This is a genomic window from Streptomyces graminofaciens (assembly GCF_030294945.1).
Lineage (GTDB): Bacteria > Actinomycetota > Actinomycetes > Streptomycetales > Streptomycetaceae > Streptomyces > Streptomyces graminofaciens.
On sequence record NZ_AP018448.1, the window covers coordinates 2,769,967 to 2,783,374 of the forward strand.

Below are 13,408 nucleotides of genomic sequence, written 5' to 3' on the forward strand. Positions count from 1 at the left end.
TCAGACCTGCTTCTCGCTCGCCGGTGCCGCTGCCGGCTGCCCGCCGACCAGCTCGGACAGGACCGTGCCCAGCGCGTCGACCGTCGGGTGGTCCCAGGTCAGCGCGTCGTCGACGGTCACCTCGAACTCGTCCTCGATGTCGGCGGTGATGGCCAGCGCCGTCAGCGAGTCCAGGCCGTAGTCGGCCAGCGGGACGGTCGTGTCGATGTCTTCCGGCGAACGGCGCAGGTAGGTCGCCACGCGCTCCGTCAACCAGGTGTGCACGTCTCGGTTGCCAGCGGTCATGGGGGGGTTCTCTTTCTTGAGCGGAGGGAGAGAAAGGAGGCCGGAGCGCGGAGCAGCGGCGGGGTCGGATGCTCGTCGGACGGGCGCCGCCCGTCACGGGTGAGGGTTGTCCGACGGCCTACGGCGTACGGCTTTCGGATGGTGGGCGAACCTCTGGCGGTGTCGCCGGCCGGTTCTCACACGGCGAGCGGTCTCCCGGTCAGGCCGAAGGAGCGACCGGTGTCCCGGCGGTCCAGGAGTTCGGCGAAGAGCGTGTCCTCGACCTGGGCGGGCAGTGGGCCCGGCCGGTGCGGGCCCGGCGCCGAGCGGCACAGGGCCGCGCGCAGCCAGGCGGGGTCGGCCAGGAAGCTCTCCGGCCTGGCGTGCCGCCACACCTGCGCGCAGGCGGTGCGGGACAGGACGCGCACATACCGGGTGACCAGGTCGTAGTGCTCGGGGCGGGCGTCGACACCGAGTTCCACCGGCGACAACTGTCCGCACACGGCAGCCAGTTCCGCCAGTTCGGCGTGGTCGCCCCGGAGCATCGCGCGTAGGTCGTCGTGCTCGGGTGCCCAGGGCGCGTCGGCCAGGGCGTGGAGGGAGCCCATGACCGGGTCGCGGCCCGCGGCGTGCAGGGCCAGCCGGTCGTACCGCAGGGGCGGCAGCGGCTCGGCGAGCGCGAACAGGTCGTCCGGCGCCTCGGTGCCGGGGCGGGCCCAGGTGCGGCGGGCCAGCAGGGGCAGCTGGGGCAGCAGGCTCATCTGACAGGCGGCCCGCGCGATGTGCCCGAAGCCGACGGGAGCGAGGTCGCGCAGCAGCTTCTGGAACAGCGCGGTCGGGCCCTCGCGCAGATAGAAGTGGGCGCCGAGGAGTTCCGCGAGCCGGTCCATGGCCTCCAGCAGCAGCCGGGACACCTCGAACTTGACCGCGGAGGCGTACACGCTCGCCGAGCCGGGCACCACGTGCAGCGCACGGGCGCCGACCGCGCCGAGCGCCTCGGCACGCAGCAGGTCGGCGAAGACACCGGCCAGCACCGAACGGACGTGCGGGAGGGCGGTGGCCGGGCCGCCATAGAGCCGACGCCGTGTCAGGTGGTCCACACTGATGCGCAGTCCGGTGTCGAGGATGCCGCTGGCCATCGCGGGCAGGACCGTGCGGGTGATCTGGAGCGCCTTCAGCGCGGTCTCCAGGCCGGAGCCCCGCGGGCCGAGGACCGCGGAGGCGGGCACGGGCAGTTCGTCGAAGCGCAGGCCGCCGAGCTGGACTCCCCGCATCCCGACGGTACCGAAGCGCGGTAGATCGGTCAGGCGCGCGGGGTCGGCATTCGCGCGGTCGACGAGGACCAGGGAGTGGCTGCGCGGACCGGGCCGGGGATCGGTACGCGCGAGGACCACCATGGCGTCGGCGCGCGCGATGTTGGTGACGACCTCCTTGCGGCCGCTCAGCCGCAGCAGGCCGTCGGCCTCGGCAGTCGCGGCGGCGGCGGTGAATTCCGTGCCCGCCATGTCGTTGCCGTGGGCCAGTTCGTGGAAGGCGATGGCGATACGCCGGCCGTCCAGGAGCAGCCGGGCGGCATGCCCGGTCTGCTGTTCGTCGCCCGCGGTCCACAGGGTGACTCCGGCGATGAGAGAGCTGGCCCCGTAGCCGAGACCGAGCGCGGGGTCGCGTCGGTAGAGCGCACGCATGACCTCGGCGAGGTGGTCGGCCCGCTCCAGCCGGCCGCCCAGCCAGGGGGGTACGAACTCGGCGTTCAGCCCGTAGGAGTCCAGCAGTGACTCTCCGGCGGAGAGCATCTCCGCACGCTCGTCGGCGGCGAGGATCGCGGTCGCACCGGTGGGATTGGCCGGATCGGAGAGGCTGCCGAGCAAGCGCTCCAGTTCGTCGGCGCGCTTGGGTGCGAGGCCGGTCGTGTCGGTCATACGGCACCTCCCCACAGGGTGAACTCCCGTGCGGGCGTGTCGAGTACGACGTCGGCCAGCGCGCCGAACACGTCACTGTCGTCCTCGCCGAGCAGGGAGGTCAGGGAGGTCAGGCAGGCCCGCAGCCACAGACCGTCGGTGCCGAGCCGTCCCGTGCGCAGCGGCGGGTTCTCCAGCCACAGCAACAGGCAGGCGGCAGCGGCGTAGGCGCGCTCGTAGCGCTCGGCAAGGCCGAAGGCCGTGCTGGGCAGTCCGCCCGTCATCGGCACGAAGTCCGCCGAATCCCGCTCCAGCAGGGCGAGTTCGGCGAGTATCCGGGCCATGAGCGGGCCCGCCTCCGATGGCCCTTCCTCCTCCATGCGTGCCGCCGTGTCCGGCAGCGTCTGTACGGCGCTGCATCCCGTGACGGACAGCAGCGTCAGCCGGTCGCGGTCGAACGGGGGCAGGGGCGCGGTGAGGTCGGCGGCGGCCCGCAGGCCTTCGGTGTCGGCCCGGTCGCGGCTCAACTGGCGTGCCAGGCGCGGCATCTGGTTGAGGAGTGCCGCGCGGTTGACGACCGTGCTGCCGTCGAAGATCGCGCAGATGCGGTGGTCGCGTTCCAGCTTGGCGAAACCGCCGCCGGGCGGCGAGGTGAGAAAACCGCGTACGCCCAGCAGTTCGCCGAGCGAGCCGAGCGTCTCCTGGGTCAGTGTCGGGACGTACGCCTTGGTGAGCGCCGATATCGTGCTCAGTTCCCCGGGCAGGGTGTGCACCGAGCGGGCGGAGAGCGCACTCACCGCCTCGGCGGTCAGCGCGGCGGCGGCCGCCCGGCCGAGGATGCGGCGTACGTGCGGGACGTCGGCGAGACGGCGGCCGTACAGTTCGCGTCCGGTGGCGAAGTCCCGGGCCAGCCGCAGGGCGTGGTCGGCGGCGCCGAGGGAGAGCGCCGTGCACGCGACGCGGGTGAGCTGGAGCGCCTTGAGGACCACCGGGATCCCGTCGCCCTCCTCGCCGACGAGGGCGTCGGCGGGCACTGGGGCCCCGTCGAGGGCGAAGCCGCTGATGTCGGCGCCGCGGATGCCGTGCGTACGGACCTTCGGCAGGTTCCGCCAGGCGCCCTCGGGCAGCCGGCGCTTGTCCACGAGGAAGAGGCTGAAGCCGCGTCCGCCGCCCGCCGGGTCGGTGCGGGCCAGGACGCAGGCGAGGGTGGAGCGGGTGGCGTTGTTGATGAGCCACTTCTCGCCGGTGAGCCGCCAGCCGCCACCCACCGCGTCCGCGTCTGCGTCTGCGTCCACACGCGCGTCCGTCTCGGCCACCGCGGCGAACTCGCTCGCGAGCAGGTCTGCGCCATGGTCACGCTCGGTCAGCCCCCAGCAGACGGCCTCGCCGCCGCGTACGCGCTCGGCGAGCCGGGCGGCCTGCTCCGGGGTGCCGGCCACCCATACCGGGGCGGTCCCCAGGAACGTCTTGCCGTGCGCGATGGCCACGGTCAGATCACGGCGGGCGACCGTGCGCAGCAGCTGTACCGTCTCGCTGAAGTCGCCGTCAGGGGACAGGACGTAGTGGGCGGGCATCCCCGCGTCGTCGAGGAGGCGGACAGCGCTGCCGGGGAACTCCTCCAGGGTGTCGAGCCCGGCGAGCGCGTCGGGCGAGAAGGCGTCGCTCTCGTGGGCGGCGAGCAGGGTCTCCAGGTCGGCCGTGGTGGTCATCGCGCGGTCACCCGCCGGTGTTCGGCCAGGGCCGCGGTGAGCAGCTGGTCCTCGCCGAGGTGGAGGGTGTCCAGTTCTCCGGCGAGGTAGAGGGCGCGCATCGCCGAGCGCTGCACCTTGCCGCTCGTGGTCCGCCGGACGCCGCCGGGCCGCACCAGGGCGACCGCCGCGACGGGGACGCCGAACTCCCGGGCCACGGTCTGCTTCATGTCGACGGCGATCTCGCTCAGCCGCTCGGCACCCCAGTGCGCGCGGATCTCGTGGACGGCGACGATCGCAGGAGCGGTGTCCGGCCCGTCGTCGTCCCCGACCATGAAGACGGCCCCGTGCATGCCCCCCAACTCTTCGTGCTGGCAACGCAGTTCGTACTCGATGTCCGCAGGGTGCAGATTGCGCCCGTGCAGGATGAGGACGTCCTTGCACCGGCCCGTGATGTAGACGTCACCGTCGAGCAGACCGCCGAGGTCACCCGTGCGCAGGAACGGCCCGCGTCCGTCGTCGGTGTGTGCCCGGAACGTGGCGTCGGTGGCCCGCTCGTTCTCCCAGTAGCCCGCGGTGACGCACGGGCCGCTGAGCCAGATCTCGCCGATGCGGCCGTCGGGCTGGGCCTCCCCGGTGTCGGGGTCGACGATCAGCACGTCGGACCCGGTCGGCGCCCCGCATCCGACGAGCACACGGGACGGTTCCGTGCCCTCGGCCGGCCGCAGCACACGGTTCTCCAGCGCCGAGGCGTCGACGGTGGTACGCAGGGGTGCCCGCCCGGTGGTGGCCGAGGCCATCAGAGTCGCCTCGGCCAGGCCGTACACGGGTATGAGCGCGTCGGGCCGCAGTCCCGCGGCGGCGAACCTCTCGGTGAAGGCGGTGACCACGTCGGCGCGGACCGGTTCCGAGCCGTCGGCGGCCTTGACCCGGGACAGGTCGAGGGTGGCGAGCTGTTCGTCGGTGACCCGCCGGACACACAGTTCGTAGCCGAAGTCGGGCGCGGCGGTGAATCCGACGTCACAGGCGTCCAGCATCCGCAGCCAGTGGTACGGGCGGCGCAGGAAGGACATGGGGTCCATCTGGACGTACCCGTTGCCGGACAGGAGGCCGGGCAGCATCAGGCCGATCAGCCCCATGTCGTGGTATAGGGGGATCCAGCCGCCGTACGTCGTGCCGCTGTCGTTCCCGAACGCGTCCACCATCCGCTCGACGTTGGCGACCAGATTGCCGTGGGTGACCATGACGCCCTTGGGGTCGCCGGTCGATCCCGAGGTGTACTGGAGCAGTGCCAGGGTGTCGGGCGACACCTCGGGAGCGGTCCAGGCGTCCGGGTCTCCGTCACCGGCGTCGGTCGTGTGGCAGACCACCCCGACGATGCCCTCCTCGGCGACCCACTTCGCCACGTCCGGCAGATCGCTCTGCTGGGTCAGGACGACATTCACCCCCGCGTCGCGGGCGATGGCGGCGAGTCTGCGGCGCTCGTGCCGGTAGCGGCCCGGCAGCGGGGCGGGCACGGCGATGACGCCGGCGTAGACGCAGGCGGAGAAGGCGGTCGTGAATTCGATCCCCGGAGAATAGAGGAGAAGCACCCGCTCTCCTGGGGAGAATCTCTCCTGGAGCCAGGATGCGATACGCCGTGAATGCTGATCGAGTTCCGCACGACTGCGCACCGTGCAGCTGATCTCACTGAATTCGGAAACGAAGGTCACAGCAGGCTGCTGCGGATTACGCGCTGCCTGTTCCCTCAGCGTCGTGAGTAATTCTGGCACAACAGGAACCGTACGTGATCTTGGTTCCCGAACCCGTAGTGAAAGCTTCAAGCAAACCTAAAGCAAGGCCATCGAACGCACAAGAAACCTTGACGCTTCCATGATCGACCAGGGTCGGAGGCAAGGCGTAGAACGGATCCGTGCATACGCCAGCCACGTCGACCATCGTCATCGACGGTCTCCACAAGAAATATCGGGCAAACCATGCGTTACGAGGTGTCGACCTGGAGGTAAAAGCAGGCGAGGTCATGGGCCTGCTGGGGCCGAACGGCGCCGGTAAAACCACTCTGGTGAAGATTCTGACGACGCTCCTCAGGCCCGACTCCGGACACGCCTTCGTGAATGGCTGGAATGTGGCGGAAGAACCGGAGCAGGTACGCTCCAGCATCGGAATGGCGGGCCAGTACTCGACGGTCGACGGGATTTTGACCGGATTCGAGAATCTGTACCTCATCGCGAAACTGCGCGGTGTGGGCCGCCGTACGGCCCGCCGTGTCGCCGCCGATCTGCTGGATCGGTTCCGGCTCACCACCGTGGCGGGGCGCCCGGCCGGCGCCTACTCCGGCGGTATGCGCCGACGGCTGGACCTGGCCGCCGCCCTCGTCGGCTCCCCGCCCCTGATAGTCCTGGACGAGCCGACCACCGGACTCGATCCCGAGAGCAGGCTCGACACCTGGGACGCGGTCGGTGAGCTGGTCGCCGGTGGTACGACGATCCTGCTGACGACCCAGTACCTGGAGGAGGCGGACCGTCTCGCCGACCGGATCACCGTGATCGACCGGGGCCAGGTGGTGGCGGAGGGCACCAGCGACGAACTGAAGGCAGCCGCCGGAGACCGGCTCGTCCTGTGTGTCGCCGAGGACCACCAGCTCGACGCGGCGGCACGCGCCGCCGCACGGGCCACCGGCGCGCCTGTGACGGTGGACCGCCGCGCCCGGCGGGTGGAGGTGGCCGCCGCCGACGGCCGGGCCGCTCTGAGCCGTGCCCTCACCGAGCTGGCGGACGAGGATGTCGAGGTACTGGAGATCGGGCTCAGCCGCCGCACCCTCGACGACGTGTTCCTCGGCCTGACCGGCCGCGCCCGCCGGGAGGCGACGCGATGACCGCGCCCACCGACGTCAAGCGGACCGGCGCCCCGTACGGCGCACTCGCCACCGGCCTCCCCTCGCCCGTGGTCCCGACCCGCGCCCGCCGCGATCCGGTGCTCCGTGTCATCACGGAAAGCACGGACCTCGCCCTGCGCAACCTGCTGCACCTGCGGCGCACTCCGGGAGTGCTCGTCTCGTGCCTGGTCGAGCCGGTCGTGTACGCCCTGCTCATCGGGTACATCTTCGGCAACAGCCTGGGCGGCACAACCTACCGCTCGTACATGTTCGCCGGGCTGATCGCCCAGACCGTGGCCTTCACCACCACCTTCACCACGGTCGGGCTCTCCAGGGACCTGGACCAGGGCATGGTCGACCGCTTCCGTACGCTGCCGATCTCCCGGGTGGCCCTGCTGCTGGGCCGGACGACCTCCGACCTCACGACCTGCGTGGCCAGCCTCGCCGTCACCACCACATGCGGTCTGCTGATGGGCTGGCGCATACACACCGGCCCCGTCGAAGTGGCCGCCGGCATCCTGCTGGTGCTGCTGTTCTCCTTCGCGATGTCGTGGATCGGCGTCTTCGTCGCCCTCATCTCGCCGAACTCCCAGGTGGCCGGGAGCCTCGGGGTGATCTGGCTGTTCCCGGCGACGTTCATCTCCTCCGGGTTCGTCTCCGGCGCGACCCTCCCCGGCCCGCTGTCCACCGTGGCTGCCTGGAACCCCATCACCTCGCTCGCGAACGCCCTGCGCGGGCTCTTCGGCAACCCGCCCCCGCCGGGCTTCGCCGCACAGCACGCCTGGCCCACCCATCACCCGGAGCTGTACACCGTGGGCTGCTCGGTGCTGCTCATCGCCGTCTTCACCTCCCTCTCGACATGGCGTTACCGCACCCGCACGAGCCGCTGACCACGGCCAGGACCGAGTGCGGTGCCCCGACCGCCCCGCGCCGGGCCCGGACACCGACCCCGGCCCTCGCGCCCGCACAGGAGTTCCCATGACCGTTCCCACCCTGCGTCTCGGCCTCAACCTCGGCTACTGGGTCGGAGGCAATGACGCGTCCAACATCTCGCTCGCCTCCCTGGCCGAGGAGCTCGGCTACTCGTCGGTGTGGGTCTCGGAGGCCTACGGATCCGACGCCGTCACCGTGCTGTCCTGGATCGCCGCCCGCACCTCCCGCATCGACGTCGGCAGTGCGGTCCTGCAGATCCCGGCCCGCTCGCCCGCGATGACGGCGATGACCGCCGCCACCCTCGACACCCTGTCCGGCGGACGGTTCAGGCTCGGCCTCGGCGTGTCCGGTCCCCAGGTCTCGGAGGGCTGGCACGGCGTCGGATTCGGTTCGCCGCTGGGCCGTACCCGCGAATACGTCGACCTGGTGCGCCGCGCCCTGCGCCGGGAACCGCTGGAGTACGAGGGCAGGCACTTCACGCTTCCGCTGCCGGACGGCCCCGGCAAGGCGCTCACCCTGACCATCCGTCCGCCGCGCGAGCGGATCCCGGTCTACCTCGCCGCCCTCGGCCCGAAGAACCTGGAACTGGCCGGGGAGATCGCCGACGGCTGGCTCCCGGTGTTCTTCTCCCCCGCCCACGCCGTCAAGCAGCTCGAACCCCTCCGGGCCGGCCTCACCACGTCCGGGCGCACCCTCGACGGGTTCGACATCGCCCCCTGCGTACCCCTGGTGACCGGCGCCGACTGGCAGGCCTGTGCCCGGCGGGTACGGGGGTACGCCGCGCTGTACCTCGGTGGCATGGGCGGCCGGGAGGACAACCACTACACCCAGCTGGCCGAGCGCATGGGCTTCGGCCCTCAGGCCCGTACCGTCCAGGACAGGTTCCTGGCCGGTGACTACCCGGGCGCCATGGCCGCCGTACCGCTCGAATTCCTCGACGCCACCTCGCTGCTCGGGCCGCGGGAGCGGATCGCCGAGCGGATGACGGCGTTCGCCGAGGCCGGCGCCACCACGCTCAACCTCATGCCGGTCGGCCCCGGGCTGCCCGGCCCGGACCGCGCCGCCGCCGCGCTGCGCGTGGCCGCGGAGGCCGCGGAACTCGCGGGCGTGCTCGCCTCCGGTCCCACCCCGCCAAACCCCCGACCCCAAGGCGCACACGACGCGTAAGGCGTGCCCGCCTCCGACCTCACCCCGCAAGACGCCTGCCTCCCCAAGGCACACACACGACTCGCAAGGAGACACCCGCACCCATGACCACCCCTGACACGACCAAGCTGATCTGCCTCCCCTACGCCGGAGCGGGCGCCTCGTTCTACCGCCCCTGGACGGCCCTCGCCGGGGACGCGCTGGAGATCGTGGCTCTGCAACTGCCCGGCCGGGAAAGGCTGATCGACGAGGAGCCCTACCATGACGTGCACACGGCCACGGACGGACTCCTGGCCCAGCTGCGGGAACGGCTCGGCGACGGCGACGACCACCGAGTCGTCCTGTTCGGGCACAGCCTCGGCGCCGTGCTCGCCTACGAACTCGCCCACCGGCTGGTCGCCGAAGACGACATCGAGCTCGTCCACCTGTTCGTCAGCGGATCCCCGGAACCCTCCCTCGGACGCGAACGGCACGCCACCGGCCTCTCCGACGAGGACTTCCTCGCTCGCGTCGGCGAGTTCGCGGGCTATCACCATCCCGCGCTCGACGACCCGGAGATGCGCGCCATGATCCTGCCCACCCTGCGCGCGGACGTCGAGATGCACGAGGCCTACACGCCCAGCACCGACCTGCCGCTTCAGGCGCCGCTCACCGTCATCCGGGGCGAGGACGACGACCTGGTCGACTACGAAGACGCCGCGGCCTGGAGCAAGGCGGCCGGGGAGGACTTCGAGCATGTCGAGGTCCCCGGCGGCCACATGTACCTGGCCGACTCCGCCCCCTCGCTGGTCCGCCTGATCGTCTCGACGGTGCTGTAGCCCCGCCTCCCCTCCTCAGCACGACACCCAGACTCTCCCAAGGAGCATCCGATGCGTTTGCACGGCAAGTCGGTCCTCGTCACCGGCGCCGCCCGCGGGCTCGGCCGGGCCGCCGCGGTCGCCTGCGCGGCCGAGGGCGCCGACCTCACGCTGCTGGACATCTGCGCCGACCTGCCCGGGGTGCCCTATCCGCTGGGCACCCCGGGCCAGTTGGAACACACCGCCGCACTGTGCCGGGAGGCGGGCGCCGCCGTCCTCACCGCCGAGACCGACATCCGCGACCTGTTCGCCGTACGGGAAGCGGTGACCCGGGCCGAGGACCGGTTCGGCCGGATCGACGTGGTCGTCAACAGCGCGGGCGTCGCCGCGCCCTCCGGCAAACCGGTGCACGAGATCGACGAGGACGAGTGGTCCCTGATGATCGACGTGGACCTCTCCGGGGCCTGGCGGGTGATGCGCGAGGTCGGCAAGGCGATGAGCGCCCGGCGCGCCGGCAGCATCGTCAACGTCGCCTCCACCGCCGGACTCGTCGGCTACCGGCACTTCGCCGGCTACGTCGCCGCCAAGCACGCCGTGGTCGGCCTCACCAAGGCCGCCGCGCTCGACTACGCGCCGACGAAGGTACGCGTGAACGCGGTCTGCCCCGGCTCGGTGCGCGACGACGTCCGGGCCGAGGGCCGGATGCTCGCCGAGATCGCCAGGGCACTGGACGTACCGGTGCACGAACACGAGAAGACCTTCGTCGAGGCCCAGCCCATGAACGCCCTGATCGAACCCGAGGACGTCGCCGCCGCGGTCGTCTTCCTGGCCTCCGACGAGTCCCGGCAGATCACCGGGTCGGTCCTGACCGTGGACGGCGGGTTCAGCATCCGCTGACCCCGCCGAGCACGACGAGTCCGCGGGACCACGCGGACGACTCCCCCGAACAACAAGGAGTACGCCTTGTCCGCCTCTCTGTCCGACCCCCTCCCCGACGAGATCCCCCAGGGTCCCGAGCCCGGCGGCGCCCCGCGCGTCCTCGGCGGTTTCGGTGACCCCGGCGCCCGCTGCCACGCGCTTCGCGTCCGCTGGGAGCGCTCCCCCCACACCGCCGAGCGGTCGGAGACATGGACCGAGGACCTCCCCGTACCGGCGGCCGACCCACGCGCCGAACGCCGCCGCGCCACCGAACTCGCGCGACCGTCCGACGGCGTGCGCCGGGTGCTCCTCCGCTACAGCGACGGCCGGTCCGACCTGATCGTCGTCGCCCCGCGCGAGCGATGGGGCCGCGGGGCCCTCCACCGGCTCGCCGACGGGCGGCCCGTCCCACCGAGCGAGGCCACCCCCGCACCCCGGGCGTCCACCCGCCCGCCCGCCGCGCCCGCCTGGGGGCTGGGCGGCGGCGACGGCCCCACCTCCTCGTCCGTCCTCCTCACCCTGGAGGACGAGGCGGGCGACGAGGCCAGTTGGCTGACGGCGCTCGACGTCACCCTGCGCCGGTACGATCCCGAGACCGAGCCCGTCATCGGCACCGACCACGGCACCTTCACCATCGAACCCGCCCACACGCTCGGCGAGCTGAAGCCCTCCCCCGCCACGGGCCCCGCACTGGCGGGCCTGCTCTTCGAGGGCACCGGCGGCACGGAGTTTCCCGGCGAGGGCGAGGGCGAACGCGGAGCCGCGAGGGTGGCCGGAGCCGGGGACGAAACCGCCTTCGAGACCGAGTACGTGCCCTGCCTCGCTCCGCCGTTCCCGCTCACCCTCTCGGTCTTCCGGGACTCCGGTGGCCTACGGCTGCGCTGCGACCACCTGGGCAGCCACTTCTCCTCGGAGATCGCCGCGCAGTTCGTACGGCACCTCGCCCACGTACACGGGCAGGTCCTGCGCTCCCCGCAGACCCCGGTCGACGACGTCGAGCTCCTCGACGAGGCCGAACGCGCCCGCACCGCGGCGCTCGGTCGGCCGACCCGCACCCTGGTGACCACTGAGGAGAGCATCCCCGAGGCGGTCGCCCGCGCGGCGGCGGCGACACCCGACGCCATCGCCGTGACCGACGGGGCGGCGGGCCTGACCTATCGCCGACTCGAGGAACAGGCCGACCTGTTGGCCCGCGGCATGCGGGCCCGTGGAGTCGTCGGCGGCGACCGTGTGGGCGTGTGCCTGGAGCGCTCCGCCGAACTCGTCGTCGTCCTGCTCGCCGTGCTGAAGGCCGGCGCGACCTACGTCCCCGTCGACCCCGCCTACCCGAAGGACCGGATCGCCCACACGGCGCAGGACGCCGAGCTGGGTGTGGTGGTCACCCGGCTGCCGGAGTTTCCGGCGGTGCCGGGCTGTGTGGCGCTGACCCCGGACGAGTTGCTGGACGCCGCGACGTCCGGGACGGACGACACGCCGCTCCCGTTCCCCTCCTCCGACACCGCCGCCTACGTCATCTACACCTCCGGCTCCACCGGCCGCCCCAAGGGTGTCGTCGTACCGCACAGCAATGTGATCGCCCTGATCGACGCGACGCGCGACGAGTACGGGTTCGGCGCCTCGGATGTGTGGACCTGGTTCCACTCCAGCGCCTTCGACCTGTCGGTGTGGGAGATCTGGGGCTGCCTCGTGACGGGCGGACGGGTGGTCGTGGTGCCGTACTTCGTCTCCCGCGAACCCGACAGCTTCCGCGACCTGCTCGTCGCCGAGAAGGTCACCGTGCTCAGCCAGACCCCGTCGGCCTTCGCCCAACTCCTGCGCGTCGACCACAGCGACGTGTCCGTCCGGCTCGTCGTCTTCGGCGGCGAACCGCTCGACGCGCGCATGCTGCTGCCCTGGTTCGACCGGCACCCCGAGTCGGTGTGCCGGATGGTGAACATGTTCGGCATCACCGAGACGACGGTCCACGTCACCGAGCAGACCCTCACCCGGAAACTGGCCCTGGCCGCCACCCGCTCCGTCGGGCCCGCCCTGCCCGGCTGGCACCTGTACGTGACGGACCCGGCCGGACGACTGCTGCCGCCCGGAGTGGCCGGCGAGATCTGCGTCGGCGGCGTCGGAGTCGCGCTCGGCTATCTGGGCCGGCCGGACCTGACCGCGCAGCGGTTCGTACCGGACCCGTTCACCGGCGGCATCATGTACCGCAGCGGCGATCTGGGACGCCTCCGCCCGGACGGCCGTCTCGAACACCTCGGGCGCATCGACAGCCAGGTGAAGATCCGCGGCTTCCGCATCGAGCTGGACGAGATCCGCTCGGTCCTGCTGGAGGACCCGGACGTGCGGACGGCCGCCGTCGTCGTGCGCCGCGTCGATCCGGCCGATGCCGCCACAGCCAGGATCGACGCGTACGTGGTCCTGTCGGCCGGGGGCGACCCTCGCGCCGTCCGCGAGCGGGCCGCGGGCATCCTGCCCGACCACATGCTCCCCGCCACGGTCACCTCCCTGGACGCGCTCCCGCTGACGGCCAACGGAAAGCTCGACGCGCAGCGGCTCCCCGCACCGGCGGCGCCCCTCTCACCGGCGCGGGACACTGTCCCCGGCGCGGGCGACGCCGACCTCACCGAACGGCTGCGGGAGATCTGGAGCGAGGTGCTGGGCGTGCCGGTCGGCCTGGACGACGACTTCTTCGGCCTGGGCGGCAACTCCCTGTTCGCCGTCCGCATAGGCGCGGCCCTGCGCGCGCAGGGCCTGCCGTCGCTGCGGCTGAAGGAGCTGTACCGTCATCCGACCATCCGGGAAACCGTCAACAGCCTCGTGACCTCGGACAGCTGACCCCCGCGGAGCCCGACGCGGAGGCGGTGGTGCGCCCACCGCCTCCGACCGGACCCAAGC

Annotated in this window: 10 protein-coding genes; 6 read left to right on the forward strand and 4 right to left on the reverse strand. The window is 72.1% G+C overall.

Translation table 11 applies throughout. The features are described 5' to 3' along the window. The 4 genes from SGFS_RS12085 to SGFS_RS12100 form a co-directional block, all read right to left on the reverse strand. Positions 1-285, reverse strand: coding sequence for an acyl carrier protein (locus tag SGFS_RS12085; RefSeq protein ID WP_286249851.1), 285 nt, complete (start codon positions 283-285; stop codon positions 1-3). A gap of 176 nt (positions 286-461) precedes the next feature. Next, on the reverse strand, positions 462-2,183 hold the full coding sequence (locus SGFS_RS12090; protein ID WP_286249853.1) for an acyl-CoA dehydrogenase: 1,722 nt from the start codon (positions 2,181-2,183) through the stop codon (positions 462-464). After that, entirely contained in the window at positions 2,180-3,871 is a 1,692-nt protein-coding gene (locus tag SGFS_RS12095; protein WP_286249855.1) for an acyl-CoA dehydrogenase, read from the reverse strand. The genes SGFS_RS12090 and SGFS_RS12095 overlap by 4 nt, the downstream gene beginning before the upstream one ends. Then, on the reverse strand, positions 3,868-5,622 hold the full coding sequence (locus SGFS_RS12100) for a fatty acyl-AMP ligase (protein WP_286249857.1): 1,755 nt from the start codon (positions 5,620-5,622) through the stop codon (positions 3,868-3,870). The genes SGFS_RS12095 and SGFS_RS12100 overlap by 4 nt, the downstream gene beginning before the upstream one ends. 140 nt (positions 5,623-5,762) lie before the next feature. Between SGFS_RS12100 and SGFS_RS12105 the strand changes: the two genes are divergently transcribed. The 6 genes from SGFS_RS12105 to SGFS_RS12130 all read left to right on the forward strand — a co-directional run bounded on the left by SGFS_RS12105 (position 5,763) and on the right by SGFS_RS12130 (position 13,348). After that, a complete protein-coding gene (locus SGFS_RS12105; protein WP_286249859.1) occupies positions 5,763-6,725 on the forward strand; it encodes an ABC transporter ATP-binding protein in 963 nt (320 codons plus the stop codon). Beyond that, positions 6,722-7,615, forward strand: a complete 894-nt coding sequence (locus SGFS_RS12110; RefSeq protein WP_286249861.1) for an ABC transporter permease — start codon at positions 6,722-6,724, stop codon at positions 7,613-7,615. Before SGFS_RS12105 ends, SGFS_RS12110 begins: the two co-directional genes overlap by 4 nt. An 88-nt stretch (positions 7,616-7,703) precedes the next feature. Beyond that, positions 7,704-8,825: an LLM class F420-dependent oxidoreductase gene (locus tag SGFS_RS12115; RefSeq protein ID WP_286249864.1), complete on the forward strand. Its 1,122-nt coding sequence runs from the start codon at positions 7,704-7,706 to the stop codon at positions 8,823-8,825. A gap of 83 nt (positions 8,826-8,908) precedes the next feature. Then, a complete protein-coding gene (locus SGFS_RS12120; RefSeq protein ID WP_286249865.1) occupies positions 8,909-9,622 on the forward strand; it encodes a thioesterase II family protein in 714 nt (237 codons plus the stop codon). Between the two features lie 51 nt (positions 9,623-9,673). Further along, positions 9,674-10,498 (forward strand): SDR family oxidoreductase, encoded by an 825-nt coding sequence (locus SGFS_RS12125; protein ID WP_286249866.1) that lies wholly within the window; start codon positions 9,674-9,676, stop codon positions 10,496-10,498. 66 nt (positions 10,499-10,564) lie between these two features. Beyond that, the gene (locus SGFS_RS12130) at positions 10,565-13,348 is read left to right on the forward strand and encodes a non-ribosomal peptide synthetase (protein WP_286249867.1); all 2,784 of its coding nucleotides are present in this window, start codon (positions 10,565-10,567) and stop codon (positions 13,346-13,348) included. Positions 13,349-13,408: the final 60 nt, after the last annotated feature.